Annotated in this window: 18 protein-coding genes; 5 read left to right on the forward strand and 13 right to left on the reverse strand. The window is 67.4% G+C overall.

The window, feature by feature from the left end:
- Positions 1-4: 4 nt before the first annotated feature.
- From AC07OC_RS08445 to AC07OC_RS08465, 5 genes are all read right to left on the reverse strand, one after another.
- On the reverse strand, positions 5-1012 hold the full coding sequence (locus tag AC07OC_RS08445; protein ID WP_218338775.1) for a class 1 fructose-bisphosphatase: 1008 nt from the start codon (positions 1010-1012) through the stop codon (positions 5-7).
- 23 nt (positions 1013-1035) lie between these two features.
- The gene (gene pepN, locus AC07OC_RS08450) at positions 1036-3777 is read right to left on the reverse strand and encodes an aminopeptidase N (RefSeq protein WP_218338774.1); all 2742 of its coding nucleotides are present in this window, start codon (positions 3775-3777) and stop codon (positions 1036-1038) included.
- Positions 3761-4435, reverse strand: coding sequence for an HAD family hydrolase (locus tag AC07OC_RS08455; RefSeq protein ID WP_494600819.1), 675 nt, complete (start codon positions 4433-4435; stop codon positions 3761-3763). The genes pepN and AC07OC_RS08455 overlap by 17 nt, the downstream gene beginning before the upstream one ends.
- Positions 4435-5539 (reverse strand): peptide chain release factor 2 gene (gene prfB / locus AC07OC_RS08460; protein ID WP_218297528.1). Its coding sequence is split into 2 segments (ribosomal slippage): positions 4435-5457 and positions 5459-5539, totalling 1104 coding nucleotides; the frame shifts between segments, so codons are not numbered across the junction. The genes AC07OC_RS08455 and prfB overlap by 1 nt, the downstream gene beginning before the upstream one ends.
- 201 nt (positions 5540-5740) lie before the next feature.
- Positions 5741-6649: an alpha/beta fold hydrolase gene (locus AC07OC_RS08465; RefSeq protein ID WP_218338773.1), complete on the reverse strand. Its 909-nt coding sequence runs from the start codon at positions 6647-6649 to the stop codon at positions 5741-5743.
- Positions 6650-6989: 340 nt separating this feature from the next.
- Here AC07OC_RS08465 and AC07OC_RS08470 point away from each other — a divergent pair, with 340 nt between their 5' ends.
- Positions 6990-8051: an aldo/keto reductase gene (locus tag AC07OC_RS08470; RefSeq protein ID WP_218297526.1), complete on the forward strand. Its 1062-nt coding sequence runs from the start codon at positions 6990-6992 to the stop codon at positions 8049-8051.
- 141 nt (positions 8052-8192) lie between these two features.
- Here the strand turns inward: AC07OC_RS08470 and AC07OC_RS08475 are convergent, their stop codons facing one another.
- Both AC07OC_RS08475 and AC07OC_RS08480 read right to left on the reverse strand, forming a co-directional pair.
- On the reverse strand, positions 8193-9623 hold the full coding sequence (locus AC07OC_RS08475) for a M20 family metallopeptidase (protein WP_218297525.1): 1431 nt from the start codon (positions 9621-9623) through the stop codon (positions 8193-8195).
- A 21-nt stretch (positions 9624-9644) separates the two neighbouring features.
- Positions 9645-10634 carry a Bug family tripartite tricarboxylate transporter substrate binding protein gene (locus AC07OC_RS08480; protein WP_218338772.1) on the reverse strand — a complete coding sequence of 330 codons (990 nt, stop codon included), beginning with the start codon at positions 10632-10634 and terminating at the stop codon, positions 9645-9647.
- A gap of 178 nt (positions 10635-10812) precedes the next feature.
- Here AC07OC_RS08480 and AC07OC_RS08485 point away from each other — a divergent pair, with 178 nt between their 5' ends.
- The 3 genes from AC07OC_RS08485 (at position 10813) to plsY (ending at position 13059) form a co-directional block, all read left to right on the forward strand.
- Positions 10813-11772: a LysR family transcriptional regulator gene (locus AC07OC_RS08485; RefSeq protein WP_492255220.1), complete on the forward strand. Its 960-nt coding sequence runs from the start codon at positions 10813-10815 to the stop codon at positions 11770-11772.
- A gap of 54 nt (positions 11773-11826) precedes the next feature.
- A complete protein-coding gene (locus AC07OC_RS08490) occupies positions 11827-12318 on the forward strand; it encodes an aminoacyl-tRNA deacylase (protein WP_218338770.1) in 492 nt (163 codons plus the stop codon).
- A 78-nt stretch (positions 12319-12396) separates the two neighbouring features.
- Entirely contained in the window at positions 12397-13059 is a 663-nt protein-coding gene (gene plsY, locus AC07OC_RS08495; RefSeq protein ID WP_218297521.1) for a glycerol-3-phosphate 1-O-acyltransferase PlsY, read from the forward strand.
- 87 nt (positions 13060-13146) lie between these two features.
- Here plsY and AC07OC_RS08500 read toward each other — a convergent pair whose 3' ends face one another.
- The 3 genes from AC07OC_RS08500 to AC07OC_RS08510 all read right to left on the reverse strand — a co-directional run bounded on the left by AC07OC_RS08500 (position 13147) and on the right by AC07OC_RS08510 (position 15464).
- Positions 13147-14169: an HD-GYP domain-containing protein gene (locus AC07OC_RS08500; RefSeq protein WP_218338769.1), complete on the reverse strand. Its 1023-nt coding sequence runs from the start codon at positions 14167-14169 to the stop codon at positions 13147-13149.
- Between the two features lie 19 nt (positions 14170-14188).
- The gene (locus tag AC07OC_RS08505) at positions 14189-14836 is read right to left on the reverse strand and encodes a retropepsin-like aspartic protease family protein (protein ID WP_218297519.1); all 648 of its coding nucleotides are present in this window, start codon (positions 14834-14836) and stop codon (positions 14189-14191) included.
- 142 nt (positions 14837-14978) lie between these two features.
- Positions 14979-15464 (reverse strand): YajQ family cyclic di-GMP-binding protein, encoded by a 486-nt coding sequence (locus AC07OC_RS08510; protein ID WP_218297518.1) that lies wholly within the window; start codon positions 15462-15464, stop codon positions 14979-14981.
- 73 nt (positions 15465-15537) lie between these two features.
- Here AC07OC_RS08510 and murB point away from each other — a divergent pair, with 73 nt between their 5' ends.
- Positions 15538-16611 (forward strand): UDP-N-acetylmuramate dehydrogenase, encoded by a 1074-nt coding sequence (gene murB / locus AC07OC_RS08515; RefSeq protein ID WP_218338768.1) that lies wholly within the window; start codon positions 15538-15540, stop codon positions 16609-16611.
- A gap of 201 nt (positions 16612-16812) precedes the next feature.
- On the opposite strand, the gene argG is transcribed toward murB, so the two are convergent.
- The 3 genes from argG to AC07OC_RS08530 all read right to left on the reverse strand — a co-directional run bounded on the left by argG (position 16813) and on the right by AC07OC_RS08530 (position 19313).
- Positions 16813-18150, reverse strand: coding sequence for an argininosuccinate synthase (gene argG / locus AC07OC_RS08520; protein WP_218297516.1), 1338 nt, complete (start codon positions 18148-18150; stop codon positions 16813-16815).
- A gap of 39 nt (positions 18151-18189) precedes the next feature.
- Complete coding sequence (ppnP, locus tag AC07OC_RS08525) at positions 18190-18507, reverse strand: pyrimidine/purine nucleoside phosphorylase (protein ID WP_218297515.1); 318 nt, start codon at positions 18505-18507, stop codon at positions 18190-18192.
- A 152-nt stretch (positions 18508-18659) separates the two neighbouring features.
- The gene (locus AC07OC_RS08530; RefSeq protein ID WP_218297514.1) at positions 18660-19313 is read right to left on the reverse strand and encodes a glycine zipper 2TM domain-containing protein; all 654 of its coding nucleotides are present in this window, start codon (positions 19311-19313) and stop codon (positions 18660-18662) included.
- Between the last annotated feature and the right edge of the window lies 1 nt (position 19314).

Here is a 19314-nt window from a genome sequence, read left to right on the forward strand (position 1 = left end):
CAAATTATAGCGTGGAATGGTAGGCTGTCACGCGCTCCACCTCATTTTTTGATCCCAGGATCACGCTGACGCGCTCGTGCAGCTGGGTGGGCTGGATGTCCAGGATGCGCTGCTTGCCGTTGGTGGCGGCGCCGCCGGCCTGCTCCACCAGCCAGCCCATGGGGTTGGCCTCGTACATCAGGCGCAGCTTGCCGGGTTTGTTGGGTTCGCGCTTGTCCCAGGGGTACATGAAGACGCCCCCGCGGGTGAGGATGCGGTGCACATCCGCCACCATGCTGGCGATCCAGCGCATGTTGAAGTCCTTGCCGCGCGGGCCGTCCTTGCCCTGCAGGCATTCGTCGATGTAGCGCTTCACGGGCTCGTCCCAGTGGCGCATGTTGCTCATGTTGATGGCGAATTCCTTGGTGTCCTCGGGAATGCGCACGTTTTCTTCGGTCAGCACGAAGGAGCCCTGTTCGCGGTCGAGCGTGAACATGGCCACGCCGTCGCCCACGGTGAGCACCAGCGTGGTCTGCGGGCCGTAGATGCAGTAGCCCGCGGCCACCTGCTGGGTGCCGGGTTGCAGGAAGTCGCCTTCCTCCACGCCACGGTCGCCATCGGGCTTTTTCAGCACGCTGAAGATGGTGCCGATGCTCACGTTCACATCGATGTTGCTGGAGCCATCGAGAGGATCGAACAGCAGCAGGTATTCGCCTTGCGGATAGCGGTTGGGCACCAGGTAGATGCCGTCCATTTCCTCCGAGGCCATGGCCGCCAGGTGGCCGCCCCATTCGTTGGCTTCGATCAGCACCTCGTTGGCGATGATGTCGAGTTTCTTCTGGATCTCGCCCTGCACGTTTTCGCTGCTGGCCGTGCCCAGCACGCCGCCCAGCGCGCCCTTGTTCACGGCGTGGCTGATGCTCTTGCAGGCGCGGGCCACCACTTCCAGCAGCAGGCGCAGTTGCGAGGGGATGAGGCCGTCCACACGTTGCTGTTCAACGAGGTAGCGGGTCAGGCTGATGCTTTTTGCCATGTCAGTCCTTTCTTGGTCGTGGTTTATTCGGCGAGTGCACGGGTCACGACCTCGCGCACGTCGTTGGAGAGCGCGGGCCTGGCGGCAACACGGGCGATGGCTTCGCGCGCGGAGGTGCGCCAGGGGTCTGCGAGCTTCTTCCAGCGGTCCAGGGCCCGGGCCAGGCGTGCGGCCACCTGGGGATTGATGGCGTCCAGCTCGATCACGCGGTCGCTCCAGAACACGTAGCCCGCCGCGTCTGCGCGGTGGAAGGCGCCGGGGTTGGCGCTGCAGTAGCTGAAGATCACGCTGCGCGCGCGGTTCGGGTTCTTCAGGCTGAAGTCAGGGTGCTGCATGAGCTGGCGCACGGCGGGCAGCACGTTGCCGCCACGGTCCGGCGCGCCGGCCTGCAGCGCGAACCACTTGTCGATGACCAGGGGTTCGTCCTTGAACAGCGCATGGAAGCGTGCCAGGGCAAGGGCCGCCAGTTCACTGCCGCTGGCCACCAGGGCGGTCAGTGCGTTGAAGCGGTCCGTCATGTTGCTGGCCACCTTGAAGCGCTGGTAGGCCTTGCCGGGCCAGACCACATCGCCCGTCTTCTGGGCGGCGATGCACAGCATGTGCAGCGCCAGCCCGCTGAGCGCGCGGCGGCCCGAAGAGACAGGATCGGGGCTGTAGCCGCCGGTGTCCTGGTTCTGCTCCCAGGCCGACTCCCAGTCCGCCTGCAGCGACAGGGCCAGCTGTTCGCGCATGGCTTCGCGCACGGCGTGGATGCGCTGCGGGTCCACCACATCGAGCTGCTCGGCGATGTAGGTCTCGGACGGCAGGGTGAGCACGAGTTCCTTGAAGGCTGCATCCAGCAGGGGGTTGCGCAGCACCGCGCGCATCGCTTCCACAAACGCGGCCGGCAGGATCTGGTGATCAAAATGGCCCCCAGCGCTTGTCTGTTGTGCGCTGTCAGCTATTGCATTGATAGCAATGCGCAGTGCCAGGCGCTGGCCCGCTTCCCAGCGGTTGAAGGCGTCGGCATCGTGCGCCAGCAAGGTGAGCAGCTGGGCATCGGTGTAGTCGATGTCCAGCACCACGGGCGCGCTGAAGTTGCGCAGCAGCGAGGGCACGGGTTCGCTGTCCAGGTCCGTGAAGGTCAGCGTCTGCGAGGCTTCGGTCAGCACCACCACGCGCGAGGCTGCCTGCGCGGCGCCTTCGCCCGCCAAGTGAAGGGGCAGGGGGGCGCCGCTGTCGCCGAGCAGGCCCAGCTCCACGGGGATGACGAAGGGTTCCTTGGCGGGCTGGCCGGGCGTGGGGGCGCAGCTTTGCGACAGCGTGAGCGCATAGCAGCGCGTGGCGGCGTCGTAGCGGCCCGTGGCCCGCACGCGCGGCGTGCCTGCCTGGCTGTACCAGCGCTTGAACTGGGGCAGCAGGCGTGCCAGGTCGCTCGCGGGGTTGGCATCGGCGATGGCCTGGGCGAAGTCGTCGCAGGTCACGGCCTGGCCGTCGTGGCGCTCGAAGTACAGCTTCATGCCCCTGGCGAAGCCGTCGCGGCCCACCAAGGTGTGCATCATGCGCACCACCTCGGCACCCTTTTCGTAGATGGTGACGGTGTAGAAGTTGTTGATCTCGACGTAGCTGTCGGGGCGCACCGGGTGGGCCATGGGGCCCGCGTCCTCGGGGAACTGGGCGGTGCGCAGCACGCGCACGTCCTCGATGCGCTTGACGGCGCGGGCCGAGGGGCTGCCCGCCAGGTCCTGGCTGAATTCCTGGTCGCGAAAGACGGTCAGGCCTTCCTTCAGGCTCAGCTGGAACCAGTCGCGGCAGGTCACGCGGTTGCCGGTCCAGTTGTGGAAGTATTCGTGGCCCACCACGCTTTCGATGTTGGCGAAGTCGGTGTCGGTGGCCGTGGCCTCGCTGGCCAGAACGTACTTCGTGTTGAAGATGTTCAGGCCCTTGTTCTCCATGGCGCCCATGTTGAAGTCGCTGGTGGCGACGATCATGAAGCGCTCCAGGTCCAGCGGCAGGCCGAAGCGGGCTTCGTCCCAGGCCACGCTGTACATCAGCGAATTCATGGCGTGTTCGGTCTTGCCCAGGTCGCCGGGGCGCACGTACACCTGCAGCAGGTGCTCGGTGCCCGAACGGCTCTTGATCTTCTGCTCGCGGGCCACCAGCTTGCCCGCCACCAGGGCGAACAGGTAGCAGGGCTTCTTGTGCGGGTCCACCCACTTGGCGAAGTGGCGGCCGTCCTCCAGGTCGCCGCTGTCCACCAGGTTGCCGTTGGACAGCAGCACCGGGTACTGGGCCTTGTCGGCGCGCAGGGTGACGGTGTAGCTGGCCATCACGTCCGGGCGGTCCAGGAAGTAGGTGATGCGGCGAAAGCCCTCGGCCTCGCACTGCGTGAAGAACGTGCCCTGGCTCACGTACAGGCCCATCAGGTGCGTGTTCTTGGCGGGGCAGCAGGTGGTGAAGATCTCGAGCGCGAAGGCGTCCGTGCCCGTGGGCAGGTTCTCCAGCACCAGGCGCGAGCCCTCCATCTTGAACGAGGTGCCCTGGCCGTTGACCAGCACGCGCGCCAGGTTCAGGTCCTCGCCGTCGAGCTTGAGCGGCTGCTCGGCCACCTCGGGGTTGCGGCGCAGCAGCATGCGGTTGAGCACGCGGGTCTTGGCGGGGTCCAGGTCGAACGTGAGCTCGACGCTGTCGATCCAGTAGGCAGGCGCGGTGTAGTCCTCGCGGCGGATGGCGACGGCCGGGCCGGCGCCTTCTCCGCTTCCGTCGGCTTTATGCAGTTGCAACATGGAGGCTCTCCAGAAAGTCGGTGTTCATGAGTTCGGTGTAGTCGCGCACGGCGGCCAGCACGTGGGGTCCGGCCAGTTCCTGCGCGCTGTGCGTGCTGCAGATCGCCACGGCGCGCATGCCCGCGCGGCGCGCGGCTTCGATGCCGAAAGGCGCATCCTCGAAGACGATGCAGTGTGCGGGGCTGGCGCCGATGCGGCGCGCCGCCTCCAGGAAGATCGCGGGCTGGGGTTTGCCGGGCAGGCCTTCGTCGCCGCGCACGATGGCCAGGGGCGCGGGCTCCAGGCCCAGGCGTGTCATCGCGAACTGCACGTTGTGGATATCGCCGGCGGTGCCCACGGCCACTTTCAGGCCGCGTTCGCCGAGCTGCGCGGCAAAGCGGCGAAAGCCCGCCACTTCGGTGAAGCGGGGCCCGAACAGCGCGCGGTAGATGTCTTCCTTCTCGCGGGTGAGCGCGTCGGCCTCATCCTGCGGCACATCGCGGCCCAGCAACTCGCGGATGCACTCGGTGCCGTTGCGGCCCGTGGTGCGCGCCATGAGATCGGGCACGTCGATGTCCATGCCGCGGCGCCGGGTGAATTCGACCCAGGCCTTGGCGTGCCAGGGCATGGAGTCGATCATGGTGCCGTCCATGTCGAAGATGATGGCCTCGGCGTGCATCACACGCCCTGCTTCAGGCTGGCTTCGATGAACGCGTCCAGATCGCCGTCCAGCACCTTCTGCGTGGCCGAGATCTCGACGTTGGTGCGCAGGTCCTTGATGCGGCTGTTGTCCAGCACGTAGCTGCGGATCTGGTGGCCCCAGCCCACGTCGGTCTTGGTGTCCTCGAGCTTTTGCTGTTCTTCCTGGCGCTTGCGCATCTCGTGGTCGTACAGGCGCGAGCGCAGTCGCTGCCACGCGATGTCGCGGTTGCCGTGCTGGCTGCGGCCGTCCTGGCACTGCACCACGATCCCGGTGGGGATGTGCGTGAGGCGCACGGCCGAGTCGGTCTTGTTGATGTGCTGCCCACCCGCGCCGGAGGCGCGGTAGGTGTCGGTGCGCACGTCGGCCGGATTGATGTCGATCTGGATCGAGTCATCGATCTCGGGGTAGACGAACAGGCTGGCGAAGCTGGTGTGGCGGCCGCCCGACGAGTCGAACGGGCTCTTGCGCACCAGTCGGTGCACGCCGGTTTCGGTGCGCAGCAGGCCGTAGGCGTATTCGCCCTCGACCTTGATCGTGGCGCTCTTGATGCCCGCCACGTCGCCCGGGGTTTCTTCCTCGACGGTGGTCTTGAAGCCCTTGCGCTCGGCGTACTTGAGGTACTGGCGCAGCAGCATGCTGGCCCAGTCGCAGGCCTCGGTGCCGCCGGCGCCGGCCTGGATGTCCACAAAGCAGTTGAGCGGGTCGGCCTCGTTGCTGAACATGCGGCGGAACTCCAGCTCTTCGATGAGCGGGCGCAGCTTGGCCGTCTCGGCCTCGATGGTCAGGAGGCCGGGTTCGTCGCCTTCTTCCTTGCTCATTTCATAGAGCTCGGTGTTGTCTGCCAGCTCGCGCGTGAGCTTGTCGAGCGTGAGCACGACGGAGTTCAGCGACTTCTGTTCCTTGCCCAGCTCCTGGGCCTTCTTGGGATCATTCCAGACCGAAGGGTCTTCCAGCGACGCGTTTACCGTGCGCAGGCGTTCGAATTTGGCATCGAAGTCAAAGATACCTCCGTAACTCTTGCGTGCGCAGGGCCAGGTCGCCGAGGGTGGTGCCGATGAGGTTGATGCGTTCTGCGTCCATGATTCTTGTCCTGTGTGTTCTGTGGAATAACCAGCGATTTTCTCATGGGACGGCACCGCGCCCCGGCAAAGCCCCCAGGCGGGCCGCCCGCCCGGGCCGCCTTGGCCCGTGGTGGCGCCATCGGATGCCGGGTCTTTCAAAAATGATAGCTGCCAGCGCTTGATGGATAAGCGCTGGAGGCCATTTTTGCTTGAAGGCTGCTCAGGAGGGGGCGAGAAACTGCTCGATGAGCTGTGCCACCTGCCCGGGCTGGTCGTGGTGCAGCATGTGCCCGGCGTCCTGCACGACGGCGGTGCGCACATCGCGCACATGGGTCAGGCGCTGGTGGTATTCCTCCAGGCTGTACTTGCCTTTCCACCACTGGCCCAGGCTGTCGTCGCTGGCCTCCACGGCCAGCACGGGCGCGGAGATGCGGCCGTACAGCGCGAGCGCCTCGTCCAGCCGGTAGAGCTGCGCGCTGGTGATCTTGTGGGCCGGGTCGCCCAGGATTTCCCATTGGCCCTGCGCGTTGGGCCGGGCCCAGTGGCCGGCCAGCCACCGGGCCTTGTCTTCGGACAGGCGCGGGTTGGTCTTCATGAGGCGGCGGGCCACGCCGTCCTGGCTGTCGTAGGTCTTGAGGGCCAGTTCGCCGCTGCGCAGCTGCTTGAGCTCGTCGATCCACTGCGCATAGCGCCTGGGCGCCTGCTCGGGCCGCGAGGCGGGCATGCCGAAGCCCTCCAGGTTGACGAGGCGGCGGATGCGCTCGGGCCGCACGCCCGCGTACATCATGGCGATGTTGCCGCCCATGCTGTGGCCCACGAGGTCGATGGCTTCGCCGGGTGCACAGTGGTCCAGCAGCAGGTCCAGGTCGGCCAGGTAGTCGGCAAAGAAGTAGTGGTCGGCCTGGGCGGCGGAGGTCAGGCCGAAGCCGCGCCAGTCGGGCGCGATGATGCGGCGCTCCTGCCGCAGCGCGTCCACCGTGAACTGGTAGGACGCGCTCACGTCCATCCAGCCGTGCAGCAGGACGAGGGTGGGCAGCGCGCTGTCCTCGGGGCCCCAGTGGCGGACGTGGTAGTTCAGGTGGCGCAGGGGCAGCGTGCTGCTGCGGGAGGGCTTGAGCGGGGTGTACATGGGCGGCGGCGCGAAGTGGGGCGGCAGGAAAGTCCCGCAAAGCCCAGGGCCTGCGGGTGCCCCCGGATGGTAATGGGGCGGCCGGATGCTTGCCGCCCTCGGTGTCGCCTGCGCGGCTGGTGGCTCAGCGGCGATGCGGTGGACTTGCGGGTGGACCCGGACGGTCCTTGCCGATGGGCGTGTTGTGGTCGGAGCCCTCGATCGCCCCGCCGGCAAGGGCGGCAGCCAGCTCGCGCGGGATGGCGGGGCAGGGGCCTTCGGGCATGGCGAGGCGGCCTGCAGAGCACGGCGAAATCCATTATTCTGCGCAGTCCTTCGTTTGCCCGTACTCCTTCTTCCCATGCAAAAAATCCAACTCGGCACCAGCGATCTGCAGGTCACTCCCATCTGTCTGGGCACCATGACCTTTGGCGAGCAGGTGGGTGAAGCCGATTCGCACGCCATCCTGGCGCGCTCGCTCGACCGTGGCGTGAACTTCATCGACACGGCCGAGATGTACTCGGTGCCCGCCAGGGCCGAGACCTTTGGCGCCACCGAAACCATCATCGGCAACTGGTTTGCCCGGAACCCCGGCGCGCGCCAGAAGCTGGTGGTGGCCACCAAGGTGGCGGGTCCTTCGCGCGGGATGCCCTGGGTGCGCGAAGGCAAGGGCATGGCCGCCGCCGACATCGTGGCGTCGTGCGAGGGCAGCCTGCGCCGCCTGCAGACCGACGTGATCGATCTCTATCAGATCCACTGGCCCGAGCGCCACGTGCCTGCCTTTGGCAACCTGTACTACGACCCGGCCAAGGAAACGTCGCAGAACCCCATCCGCGAGCAGCTCGACGCGCTGGCGGGCCTGGTCAAGGCCGGCAAGGTGCGCCACATCGGCCTGTCGAACGAAACACCCTATGGCGTGCACGAGTTCGTGCGCCTGGCCGAGCAGCACGGCCTGCCGCGCGTGGCCACGGTGCAGAACCCGTATTGCCTGATCAACCGGACCTGGGAAAACGGCCTGGATGAAACCTGCCATCGCTTGAATGTCGGGCTGCTGGCGTATTCGCCCCTGGGCTTTGGCCTGCTGACGGGCAAGTACGACGGCAGCGGCCTCACCGGCCCGGGTGCCCCGCAGGGTGCGCGCATCGCCACGTACGAATCCGTGCGCAAGCAGCGCTGGGGTCGCCCCGAGGCGCTGGCCGCCGCGCGCCGATACAACCAGCTGGCCCGCGACAACGGCCTCACGCCCACCCAGATGGCGCTGGCGTTCTGCTACACCAAGTGGCAGGTGGCCAGCACGATCATCGGCGTCACGTCGGTGGCGCAGCTCGACGAAGACCTGAACGCCTGGGGCACCCAGCTGCCGCCCGAGGTGCTGCAGGCGATCGACGCGATCCGCTGGGAAGTGCGCGACCCGGCACTGTAAGGGCTCCCCCTGAGTCGCCTGCGGCGCCTTCCCCCTTGAAGGGGGACGACACCCTCGCTGCGGGGCGGCCCTTGCCTGGTGTCTCTCGCCTGGGGCCGCGCCAGTTTTTCAGGCCACGCGCAATGGGTCGCGGCCAGTAGCTCACGCCGTCGCCGGGGCTTCTGGTGTGCTCAGCGCGCCGGCTTTCCACGGCACGCCTTGGGCCTCGCCCAGGTCCCAGAACAAGCCCGCCATCACCGCCAGCCCTTCGCGCGCCACGGAGGCCAGCAGATGCTCGTTGGGCGCGTGCTGGGCACAGGCCGGGTACGAATGCGGCACCCACAACGTGGGCAGGCCCAGCTGGTCGGCGAAGATGTCGTTGGGCAGCGAGCCCGCCAGGTTGGGCAGCAGCGTGGCGCGCTGGCCCGCGCTGGCCTGCAGCGATGCCAGCGTCCAGTCCACCCAGGGGTTGTGCAGGTCCAGCCGCGTGGCGCCGCACACCATGCCCATGCCGATGGCCACGTCGGTGAAGCCACGGGCGTCCAGGTGTTCGCGCAGCGTGCGCTCGACGTTGCGCCAGTCGGTGCCCACCACGAAGCGCAGCTGGCAGTGCGCCACCGCACCGGACGGAATGGCATTGACCGGGCGCTGGGGAGAGCCCGCGCCCAGGGCCAGCACTTCGAGCGTGTTCCAGCCCACCAACTGCTCGGCCGGCGTGAGGCCCGGCTCGCCCCAGCCGGGCGTGAGCGCGGGGTCGTCGGCGCCTGCGCCGATCACCACATCCTTGAGGGCGGTGCGCAGCTTGCCGGGCACCGCGGGCGGCAGCAGGCCCTTGACGAGGATGCGGCCTTTGGCATCGACGAGCGTGGCCAGCGCGTGCGTGAGCACGGTGGCCGGATTGGCCAGCACGCCACCCCAGTTGCCCGAGTGATAGGCCTTGTCGCGGCTGCGCACGGTGAGCGAGAAGTTGATCGCGCCGCGCGAGCCCAGGAAGAGGGTGGGGTGGCCCGCATTCACGCGCGGGCCGTCGCTGGCGACGAACAGGTCGGCCTTCAGCGCGTCGCTGTGCTGCTCGCAGAACGCGCCCAGGCCGGGCGAGCCGGCCTCTTCGCCCATCTCCATGATCAAGGTCACGTTGTAGCCCAGCCGGCCGCCGCGCGCCTCGATGGCGTGGGCCAGGGCCGCCAGGCTCACCGTGTGCTGGCCCTTGTTGTCGGCGGTGCCACGGCCATACCAGCGCTCGCCCTCGATGGTCAGTTCCCAGGGCGAGAGGCCTTCGCGCCAGTTGCTCTCCTGGCCATTGACCACGTCGCCGTGCCCGTAGGTCAGCACGGTCGGCAGGGCCGGGTCTTCCACGCGCCGGGCGATGAGGAAGGGCCCGCCCAGGGGCGAGGGATTGTCCAGCACCTGGCATTCGAAGCCCAGGGGCGCAAGCCACGGCACCATTTCGTCGGTGAGGTAGGTGCGCAGTTCAGGCGGCACCTTGCCGGTGTCGCTCTCGGTGCGCCAGGCCACGCGGCGGCGCAGGTCGCCGGCAAAGCGGCCGTCGTCGAAGTAGCGCTGGACGTTCTGGATCAGTTGCTCTCGGTTCATCGTGTTCTCCTTGTGTCAGCTTCACTCCACCACGATCTGCGCGCGGTGGGCCAGCGCACGGTAGCGGCCGATCTCGTCGTCGATCACGGCGCGCGTGGCCGCGGGCCCCAGGTGCACGGGTTCCATGCCCTGGGCGCGCATCTGCTCCTGCATGCCGCTGTCGCGGGTCACGGCCTCCACGTCAGCCACCAGCTTCCTGATGATGGCCGCCGGTGTCCTGGCGGGTGCGGCAATGGCATACCAGGCGTCGAACACCGCATCGGGCAGCTTCAGTTCTTCCACCGTGGGCACGCCGGGCAGCATGCTCGAGCGCGATTTGCCCGCAATCGCCAGCGCGCGCAGCTTGCCGGCCTTCACCTGCGGCGCGGCGGCGGCCACGGTGTCGATGCCGAGCTGGATTTCCCCGCCGATGAGGGCCATCAGCGACTGGCTGCTGCCCCGGTAGGGCACGTCCTGCAGCTTGATGCCCGCGGCCTGCTCCAGCAGCGCCCCCGCCAGGTGCGGGCCCGAGCCGGAACCGAACGTGGCGTAGTGAATGCCCTTGGGCGCGGCCTTGGCTGCGGCGATCAGCGCGTTCAGGTCCTTGTAGGGCGCGGTGGCGCTGACCACCAGCACCAGGGGCGCGCGGGCCACGGTGGCCACGGGCACCAGATCCCTGGCGGGGTCGTAGGGCAGCTTGCTGCGCAGGGCCGGGTTCACCGTGTAGCTGGTGGAGCCAGACACCAGCAGCGTGTAGCCGTCGGGGTCTGCCCGCACCACGGCCTCGGTCCCGATGATGGTGGAGGCCCCTGGCTTGTTGTCGATGACCACGGGCTTGCCCAGGCGCACCGACAGCTTCTGGCCCAGTGCGCGGGCCACGGCATCCGTGCCGCCGCCGGGCGGAAAGGGCACGACCATGCGCACCGGGCGCTGGGGCCACGCATCGGCGGGCGCCGCCGCCTGGGCATGGGAGAGGCTGGCGGCGCAGGACAGGGCGGCGGACAGCAAAGAGGCTTGAACAAGGCGTTTCATGCGGACTCCGGAAGGTGGGGCCCGTGGCGCAGGCGGTGCCACCTTGAAGGCGGCACCGCTGTGGCACACGGCCATGGGTGAATTGGAGCCTTAAACCATGCAAGATGGGCGCCGGTTTACCATTGCCATGGATAGAGATTTGGCAATTGACCATTCTCTTTTTGTTCATTGCCCCACCATGCCCGTTTCACTGCTCAGCCTGCCCCTGCGCTACTTTCTGGAAGTGGCGCGCACCGGCTCCGTCAACCAGGCGGCGCAGCGTCTGCATGTGGCCGCGTCCGCCGTGAGCCGCCAGCTTGGCAAGCTGGAGGACAGCCTGGGGGTGGTGCTGTTCGAGCGCCAGGCGCGCGGCATGGCCTTGACCGAGGCGGGCACCCGCCTGCTGGCGCATGCCAACGCCCATGACGTGCAGTCCGTGGAGCTCATGGCGCAGTTGCGGGGGCTGTCGGCCCAAGGCGCGGTGCGCGTGCGCGTGGCCTGCACCGAGGGCTTCGCCGCCACCTTCATGCCCCTGGTGATGTCGGCCTTCCGGCAGGCGCACCCGCAGGTGCAGCTGCAGTTGCAGGTGGCCGTGCCGCACGAGGTGTCGGCCCTGGCGCTGCGCGGCGAGGTCGACCTGGCGCTGAAATACAGCGTCGCTCCCGAGAAGGGGCTGCAGCTGCTGCACTCGGCCATTGCACCGATCTACGCCATCATGCCGGCGCAGCACCCGCTCGCGCGCCAGCGCAGCGTGTCGGTGGCCGATGTGGTGCGCTACCCGCTGTTGCTGGGGGCCAGCAGCATCACCGGGCGGCAGCTGTTTGACCTGAGCTGCGCGGTGCAGGGCCTGCGCTACGTGCCTGCCGTGGAGAGCAATTTTTCCTCGGCGCTGCTGCCGCTGCTCAGCGGCCAGGACGTGGCCCTGGCCAGCTATCTGACGGCCGCGCGCTGGGTGGAGGCCGGGCTGCTGGCGGCCAGGCCGTTCGATGAAACACAGCTGCAGCAGCGGCGCCTGCAGGTGCTGGCGGCCGAGGGGCGGGTCCCGTCGGCCCTGGTGCAGCAGTTCACGCAGGCGCTGGTGGCGGCCATCGAGCAGTACGGCAAGCGCAAGGTGGGGCGGCGCAGGACCGCGGTGGCCATGCGGCCCGCCGCACCCTGACCGCCGAGGGGCGTTCACAACTGGATACCATTCGCTTCCTACGCACACCGCACCATGGCCAAGAAAGAACACGTTTCCGAGACCCAAGCCACCCAGTTGCTCAAGGCCAACAAGGTGGCTTTCACCGAGCACCCCTATGACTATCTGGAGCACGGAGGCGCATTGCACAGCGCCGAGGTGCTGGGGCTCGACCCCTTCACCGTGGTCAAGACGCTGGTCATGCAGGACCAGGATGCCAAGCCGCTGCTGGTGCTGATGCACGGCAACCGCAAGGTCTCCACCAAGAACCTCGCACGCCAGATCGGCGCCAAGTCGGTGGAGCCCTGTGCCCCCGAGGTGGCCAACCGCCACAGTGGCTATCTGGTGGGTGGCACTTCGCCGTTCGGCACACGGCGCGCCATGCCGGTGTACATCGAGGAGACCATCCTCGCCTTGCCCCGCATCGCCATCAACGGCGGGCGCAGGGGCTTTCTGGTGCAGTTGGACCCGCAGGTGTGTGTGCAACTGCTGGGGGCGAAGCCCGTGCATTGCGCGCTGGCAGAATAGGCCGCCGGGAAAAACAGCCCATGAATAGCCATTGAACAGCCTCCAAGGGCTGAACCATCCGATTACCGAGGAGTTGCTTTGACCGCCGTCTATCCCGTTCTCGCCGCCGTGGCCGCCTACCTGCTGGGCTCGCTCTCTTTCGCCGTCATCGTGACGCGCGTGATGGGACTGAGCGACCCGCGCACCTATGGCAGCAAGAATCCGGGGGCGACCAATGTGCTGCGGTCGGGCAGCAAGGCCGCGGCCATCGTGACGCTGCTGCTCGACGCCCTGAAGGGCTGGCTGCCCGTGGCGCTGGTGATGTGGTTCGGCCGCCCCTACGGGCTGGAGGACGGCACCGTGGCCATGGTGGGTCTGGCCGCCTTCCTGGGCCACCTGTGGCCGGTTTTCTTCCGCTTCCAGGGCGGCAAGGGCGTGGCCACGGCGCTGGGCGTGCTGCTGGGCATCAGCGTCTGGCTGGGGCTGGCCACGGCCGTCACCTGGCTCATCATCGCCTTCTTCTTCCGGTATTCGTCGCTTGCCTCGCTGGTGGCCGCGGCATTCGCTCCGGTGTACTACCTGCTGGTGGATGGCGTGGTGTGGTACGCCGAAGGCACGATTGCCGCGTCCATCGTCGTGATGGGCGTGCTGCTGGCATGGCGCCACAAGGAGAACATCCAGCGGCTCATCGAAGGCAAGGAGTCGCGCCTGGGCAGCAAGAAGGCCAAGCCGGGAGCCGAGGCGGCACCCGGCAAGCGCTGAGGCCGGGCGGCGCTGGCCGCTGCCGGGCACCAAGGCGGCCGGGAGCCGCCTTTTTTTTGCATGGCCCCACCCGGTTTTTCATCGGAGTCAGAGGGACCCTGGCCCGGTGATGAGTCCCCGCAGCCCCGCGCTGTGCTGTGCCGCATACAGTCCCAGGCGCACCATGGTGCGGTGGTTGAGCTCCAGCCCCACGGCGGAGCGGGCCAGCGCGGACTGGATGCGGGGTTTTCCGCTGGCTGTCTGGTACAGGCTGGGCTGGGCGTGGTGGTGGCCGCTGCGGTCCAGCAGGCTTGCCACCAAAGGGTGGTTGGCCTTTTCGCTGCGGCGCAGCACGATGGCCGTCTCGCCGTTGTCGAGCTTCACGAAGGTGCCTGGCGGGCACAGCCCGATGGAGCGCACCAGGGTGTAGCTCACTTCATCGCGCTGGTCCACTTCCTGGCCCACGAGGGCGCGCACCGAATCGGTCGCGCTGCGGCCTGCGCGCGACTTGCGCGGGCTGATCATGGCCGCGTAGCGGTCAATGGTGCTCAGGACGCGGGTGAGGCGGTCTTCGGGCTCTTGCTGGGCCAGCGGCACACGGTCGGCAATGCTGGCGTGGTGCTGCCCGACCACGTCCAGCCAGAGCGCGTCATTGATGAACAGGCGCTCCAGCAGCGCCTGGCTTTCCAGCGGGTGGCTCTTGATGGCCTCCTGCTGGGCCGTGGTGGGGCGCTCGCGCTGCTCGGCCAGTTCGTCCTGCAGGGCGGTCATGCCGATGTTCATGGTCAAGGCCGCGCGCACCAGGCTGTCGCGCTCGCGCGCGGGCAGCTCCAGTTCATGCGCCATGATGTGGCATAGCGTGCCGCACACCAGGGCGTGGGAGGCGCTGTAGCCCACGGTGGACGTGGAGGCCAGCTGGAACATCAGGTACAGGGCGGCGTCGATATCGTGCGCCACCAGGTCTTGCAGCCAGCCATCGAACTGGCGCACCTTGGCGGCGAAGTCCTGCACCTGCAGCGGGCGGGACAGCAGCACCGACAGCGCGGACTCCAGGTCCGCCCACAGGCTCAGCAGGTCCTCGTATTCGCCTTCGGCGTGGTGGTGGTGGCCGGCGTGATGGTGGACGGACATGGCGGTGCGCGTCGGGGGCTCAGTTGCGCTTTTCCAGCACCATCTGGTCGTTGATGCGGGTCATCTGGAACTCGGTCAGGAAGCTGTTGCCCAGCAGCACGTAGGGCATGGCCTGCGAGGTGATGACGGCTTCGACCCCGAACACCTCGACGTCGCCGATGCGCACCGAGTCGAGCTTCATGCGCCACCCTTGCGCCACTCCGTTCGCGGTGCTCATGCGCACGGGCTGGCCGCTCTGGTAGTTCAAGCCCATCCGTTCCGCGTCGGGCCGCCCGATGGCCACGGTGGAGGCGCCCGTGTCGACCATGTACTGCATCACGCGGCCGTTGATCGTGCCGCTGTTGACGAAATGCCCGCGGCTGTCGGCCATCAGCACAATGCGCTTGCCGCTGCCTCCCCGGCTGCCCACGCTCACGGGGGCCTCGCCCAGCCGCAGGGTGCGGCGCGTGCCATTGACTTCGATGGTGGCTTCTTCTTTGGTGACGGTAATGACCTTGACGCCCTGGTACTCATCCCCAGCACCCACCGCCTTGGGTGGGTTGGCATCCACCACCAGCAAGGCCTTGCTGCCCAGCATGCCCGCCAGCGCCACCGCCTGCGCATGGGCCCAGGACGGGGCCAAGCACAGAGCAACCAGCGCGGCCAGGGCAAAGGAGTGGATCGTCATTCGTCGATGGCGCTGTGCGCCTCCCCCGTACCTCGGAACTGGCGCGGCCCAGGTGAGGGACGCCAAGCCAGGGCCGCCCCGCAGCGAGGGCGTCGTCCCCCTGGAGGGGGAAGGCGCGAAGCGACTCAGGGGGTGCTCCATCTCAGTCGCGGAAGTTGTCGAAGGACAGGGGCACGTCGGTCACGTCCTTGCGGATGAGCGCCATGGCCGCCTGCAGGTCGTCGCGCTTGGCGCCGGTCACGCGCACCTTGTCTTCCTGGATGGCGCCCTGCACCTTGAGCTTGCTCTCCTTGAGCAGCTTCTGGATCTTCTTGGCCAGCTCGCTCTCGATGCCGTTGCGCACCTTGATGACCTGCTTGACCTTGTCGCCACCCATTTTCTGGACATCGCCCAGGTCGAGAAAGCGCACATCGACGTTGCGCTTGGTGAGCTTGTTGCGCAGCACGTCCTCGATCTGGGTGAGCTGGAAGTCGGCGTCGCCGATCAGCGTGATGTCCTTGTCCTTGATCTCGATGCTGGCCGAAGTGCCCTTGAAGTCGAAGCGGGTGGCGATTTCCTTGGCGGTGTTCTCGACCGCGTTTTTCACTTCGACGAGGTTGGCTTCGCAGACGGTGTCAAAAGATGGCATGGTGGCTCTCAATCTCAGGGGAAACGGTGCAATTCGCAGGGGGCCGGAAGGGCCCGGTGCGACAATCGGGCCAATGGTAGTCGAGAAAAACGCCCCTTTGCAGCCCTGGAACACCTTTGGCATCGCTGCGCGTGCCCAAACCCTGGTGCGCGTGCGCTCGGCGGCCGATGTGCTGGCCGTGCTGAACGATTCCGATCTGGCCGCGGCGCCCAAATTCGTCCTGGGCGGTGGCAGCAACATCATCCTGACGGGCGATGTGAAACCCGTCGTGCTCAAGATGGAGATCAAGGGCCTGCGCCTGGTGGAGGACACGCCCAAGGCCTGGATCGTGGAGGCGGGCGCGGGCGAGGTCTGGCACGACTGCGTGGCCTGGACGCTGGAGCAGGGCTACGCGGGCCTGGAGAATCTGGCGCTGATCCCGGGCACCGTGGGGGCTGCGCCCGTGCAGAACATCGGCGCGTATGGCGTGGAACTGCAGGACCGCTTCGAGTCGCTGGACGCGATGGACCTGGCCACGGGCCGGACGTTCACGCTGGATGCCGCCCAGTGCGGCTTTGGCTACCGGGATTCGGTGTTCAAGCATGCGCCGTCGGAGGCACTGGATGCGGGTGGGTTGCCGCGCGGCATGGGCCTGGAGGGCCGGGCGGTGATCACCCATGTGCGCTTTCGCCTGCCCAAGCCCTGGAAGCCGGTGCTGGGCTACCTCGACCTGGAGCGCCGCCGCATGGAAGAGGGCGTGGAGCATCCCACGGCGCGGCAGATCTTCGGCTGGGTCTGCGACATCCGCCGCGCCAAGCTGCCCGATCCGGCCGTGGTGGGCAATGCGGGCAGTTTCTTCAAGAACCCCACGGTGTCGCCGGACCAGTGCGCCGACATCATCGCGCGCGAGCCGCGCATCGTGCACTACCCCATGCCCGACGGCAGCATCAAGCTGGCCGCGGGCTGGCTGATCGATGCCTGCGGCTGGAAGGGCAAGTCCATCGGCAAGGCCGGCGTGTATGAAAAGCAGGCCCTCGTGCTGGTCAACCGGGGGCGGGGTGCCGACAGCGTGACCGGCGGCGAGGTGATGACCCTGGCCAAGGCCATCCAGACCAGCGTGTACGAGCGCTTCGGCATCAGGCTGGAGCCCGAGCCCGTGGTGGTATAGCCTTCTGCACAGGCACCCGGAGTCCGCCAGAACACCGGCAGCCGGAGCCGCATAAAAAAAAGCCACCTGATCGGTGGCTTTGCTATTTATTTGATAGCTTATCGCGCTTGCCTGTCCAGCGGCAGGGCATGTTTTTGTGCCTGTTAGGCAGGGTACTGGGGGCGGGCGCGTTCCCGGCCGCCCGCGCCCTTGCCAGCATCATCACTTGCGGTCGTTTTCCAGCTGCGCCAGTGCCGCATTGCCACCCAGCGACAGCAGGCCGGCGCGCGAGTACACGCCCAGCTTGTCGCGGGTGTCCGAGATGTCCAGGTTGCGCATGGTCAGCTGGCCGATGCGGTCCAGCGGGCTGAACGGCGCGTCTTCCACCTTTTCCATCGACAGGCGCTCGGGTGCGTAGGTCAGGTTGGGCGATTCGGTGTTGAGCAGCGAGTAGTCGTTGCCACGGCGCAGCTCCAGCGTCACGGTGCCGGTCACGGCGCGCGCCACCCAGCGCTGGGCGGTCTCGCGCAGCATGATGGCCTGCGGGTCGAACCAGCGGCCCTGGTACAGCAGGCGGCCCAGCTTCAGGCCGTTCATGCGGTACTGCTCGATGGTGTCTTCGTTGTGGATGCCGGTCACAAGGCGCTCGTAGGCGATGTGCAGCAGCGCCAGGCCCGGGGCCTCGTAGATGCCGCGGCTCTTGGCTTCGATGATGCGGTTCTCGATCTGGTCGCTCATGCCCAGGCCGTGGCGCCCGCCGATGCGGTTGGCTTCGAGGATCAGTTCCACCGGGTCGTTGAACTCCACGCCGTTGAGGGCCACGGGCTGGCCTTCTTCAAAGCGCACCGAGACTTCCTCGGCTTTGACGGTCACTTCGTCCTTCCAGAACGCGACGCCCATGATGGGGTTCACGATGCGGATGCCGCTGGACAGGAACTCCAGGTCCTTGGCCTCGTGCGTGGCGCCCAGCATGTTGCTGTCGGTGCTGTAGGCCTTCTCGGCGCTCATCTTGTAGCCGAATCCGGCCTGGGTCATGAACGCCGACATCTCGGCGCGGCCGCCCAGCTCGTCGATGAACAGCTGGTCCAGCCAGGGCTTGTAGATCTTGAGCGAGGGGTTGGTGAGCAGGCCGTAGCGGTAGAAGCGCTCGATGTCGTTGCCCTTGAAGGTCGAGCCATCGCCCCAGATGTTGACGTCGTCTTCCTTCATCGCCGCCACGAGCATGGTGCCGGTCACGGCACGGCCCAGCGGCGTGGTGTTGAAGTAGGTCAGGCCACCGGTGGAGATGTGGAAGGCGCCGGCCTGCAGCGCGGCGATGCCTTCGTGGGCCAGCTGCGTGCGGCAGTCGACCAGGCGGGCCTTCTCGGCGCCGTACTCCATCGCCTTGCGGGGGATGGCGTCGTAGTCGGGTTCGTCGGGCTGGCCCAGGTTGGCGGTGTAGGCGTAGGGCACGGCGCCCTTGAGCTTCATCCAGTGCAGGGCTGCGCTGGTGTCCAGGCCGCCCGAGAAGGCGATGCCGACTTTTTGCCCCAGGGGCAGGTTTTGGAGAATGGTGGCCATGTGCGGTCGTCCGTTGTTCTTGTCGATGGAAATGCCGGTTCAGCCGAAATGGCAGATGTAGTGGTAGGCCTCGGTCACGCGGATGTCGAACTTGGAGTTGCCTGGCACGCTGAACTTCTCGCCAGCGGAGGACTTCACCCAGTTGTCGGTGCCCGCCAGCTTGTACTCGCACGAGCCCGCCACGCATTCCATGATTTCCGGCGCGCCGGTGTTGAAAGTGAGTGTCGCGGGCAGCACCACGCCCACCGACTTCTTCGTGCCATCGGGGAAGGTGATGCCGTGGCTCACGCACTTGCCGTCAAAGTACACATTGGCCTGGGTGGTGACGGACACGCCGTCGATTTTTTCGGTGGTCATGGGTGCGCTGGATAAGGTTGGAGGAAACCCGCGATTTTAGGGCAGGGGGGCGGCGGCCTGGCCGGCGGGGCCCCACTAAAAACCCCCCCGCCCGCAGATCGCCCAAGCAAAAGAGCCCCGAAGGGCTCTTTGCGATGGCTGGCGCCAGGGGCTCAGCGCCAGTAGGGATTGCGGTGGTGCGGGTAGTACGGGCGGCTGTCGTAGCCGTATTCGATCACGGTGACGGGCGGCGTCACATAGGTGGGCTGCTGGTACACCGGTTGCGCGGGATAGGTGGAGGTCACCACGCCAGGCTGGCTGTACACGCCTTGCGAAGCGTACGGGTCGGGCTGCGTGGAGTAGGTCTGGCCCGCGGGCTGCACGCTCAAGGGAATCCAGCGGCCCGGATCCGTCTGGGTGCGGGTGGTGTACTGGCGCCCGGCGTACTCATAGACCACGTCGTAGCCGACCGTGCGATTTTCGTAGTACGTCTCGGTGGTGCAACGCTGCACGTTCTGGTACTGGGGCTGTCCGCCTTCGATCTGGTTGCCCAGCACGGCACCGCCCAGCACGCCGATGGCGGTGGCGGCGGCACGGCCGCTGCCTTTGCCGATGGCATTGCCGGCGGCGCCACCGGCAATGGCGCCCATCACGGCGCCAGCGCCGCTGGTGCGGTTGCCGCTGTACACCGTTTCATTGCCGCACACCTGCTGCGGCGTGGCGACCTGCTGCACGACGGGGGTGGCGGAGAGCACGCGGCCCTGCTCCTGCGCGCTGGCCATGGTGGCGATGGCCGCCATGGCGGAAAAAATGACGATCTTTTTCATG

It is taken from the genome of Acidovorax sp. GW821-FHT10E04, assembly GCF_059415185.1.

What these genes read in the sequence shown, in the direction of transcription:
- AC07OC_RS08445 (WP_218338775.1), bottom strand. Translation starts at nt 1,012, where the DNA reads ATGGCAAAAAGCATCAGCCTGACCCGCTACCTCGTTGAACAGCAACGT.
- pepN (WP_218338774.1), bottom strand. Translation starts at nt 3,777, where the DNA reads ATGTTGCAACTGCATAAAGCCGACGGAAGCGGAGAAGGCGCCGGCCCG.
- AC07OC_RS08455 (WP_494600819.1), bottom strand. Translation starts at nt 4,435, where the DNA reads ATGCACGCCGAGGCCATCATCTTCGACATGGACGGCACCATGATCGAC.
- AC07OC_RS08465 (WP_218338773.1), bottom strand. Translation starts at nt 6,649, where the DNA reads ATGTACACCCCGCTCAAGCCCTCCCGCAGCAGCACGCTGCCCCTGCGC.
- AC07OC_RS08470 (WP_218297526.1), top strand. Translation starts at nt 6,990, where the DNA reads ATGCAAAAAATCCAACTCGGCACCAGCGATCTGCAGGTCACTCCCATC.
- AC07OC_RS08475 (WP_218297525.1), bottom strand. Translation starts at nt 9,623, where the DNA reads ATGAACCGAGAGCAACTGATCCAGAACGTCCAGCGCTACTTCGACGAC.
- AC07OC_RS08480 (WP_218338772.1), bottom strand. Translation starts at nt 10,634, where the DNA reads ATGAAACGCCTTGTTCAAGCCTCTTTGCTGTCCGCCGCCCTGTCCTGC.
- AC07OC_RS08485 (WP_492255220.1), top strand. Translation starts at nt 10,813, where the DNA reads ATGCCCGTTTCACTGCTCAGCCTGCCCCTGCGCTACTTTCTGGAAGTG.
- AC07OC_RS08490 (WP_218338770.1), top strand. Translation starts at nt 11,827, where the DNA reads ATGGCCAAGAAAGAACACGTTTCCGAGACCCAAGCCACCCAGTTGCTC.
- AC07OC_RS08500 (WP_218338769.1), bottom strand. Translation starts at nt 14,169, where the DNA reads ATGTCCGTCCACCATCACGCCGGCCACCACCACCACGCCGAAGGCGAA.
- AC07OC_RS08505 (WP_218297519.1), bottom strand. Translation starts at nt 14,836, where the DNA reads ATGACGATCCACTCCTTTGCCCTGGCCGCGCTGGTTGCTCTGTGCTTG.
- AC07OC_RS08510 (WP_218297518.1), bottom strand. Translation starts at nt 15,464, where the DNA reads ATGCCATCTTTTGACACCGTCTGCGAAGCCAACCTCGTCGAAGTGAAA.
- murB (WP_218338768.1), top strand. Translation starts at nt 15,538, where the DNA reads ATGGTAGTCGAGAAAAACGCCCCTTTGCAGCCCTGGAACACCTTTGGC.
- argG (WP_218297516.1), bottom strand. Translation starts at nt 18,150, where the DNA reads ATGGCCACCATTCTCCAAAACCTGCCCCTGGGGCAAAAAGTCGGCATC.
- ppnP (WP_218297515.1), bottom strand. Translation starts at nt 18,507, where the DNA reads ATGACCACCGAAAAAATCGACGGCGTGTCCGTCACCACCCAGGCCAAT.
- AC07OC_RS08530 (WP_218297514.1), bottom strand. Translation starts at nt 19,313, where the DNA reads ATGAAAAAGATCGTCATTTTTTCCGCCATGGCGGCCATCGCCACCATG.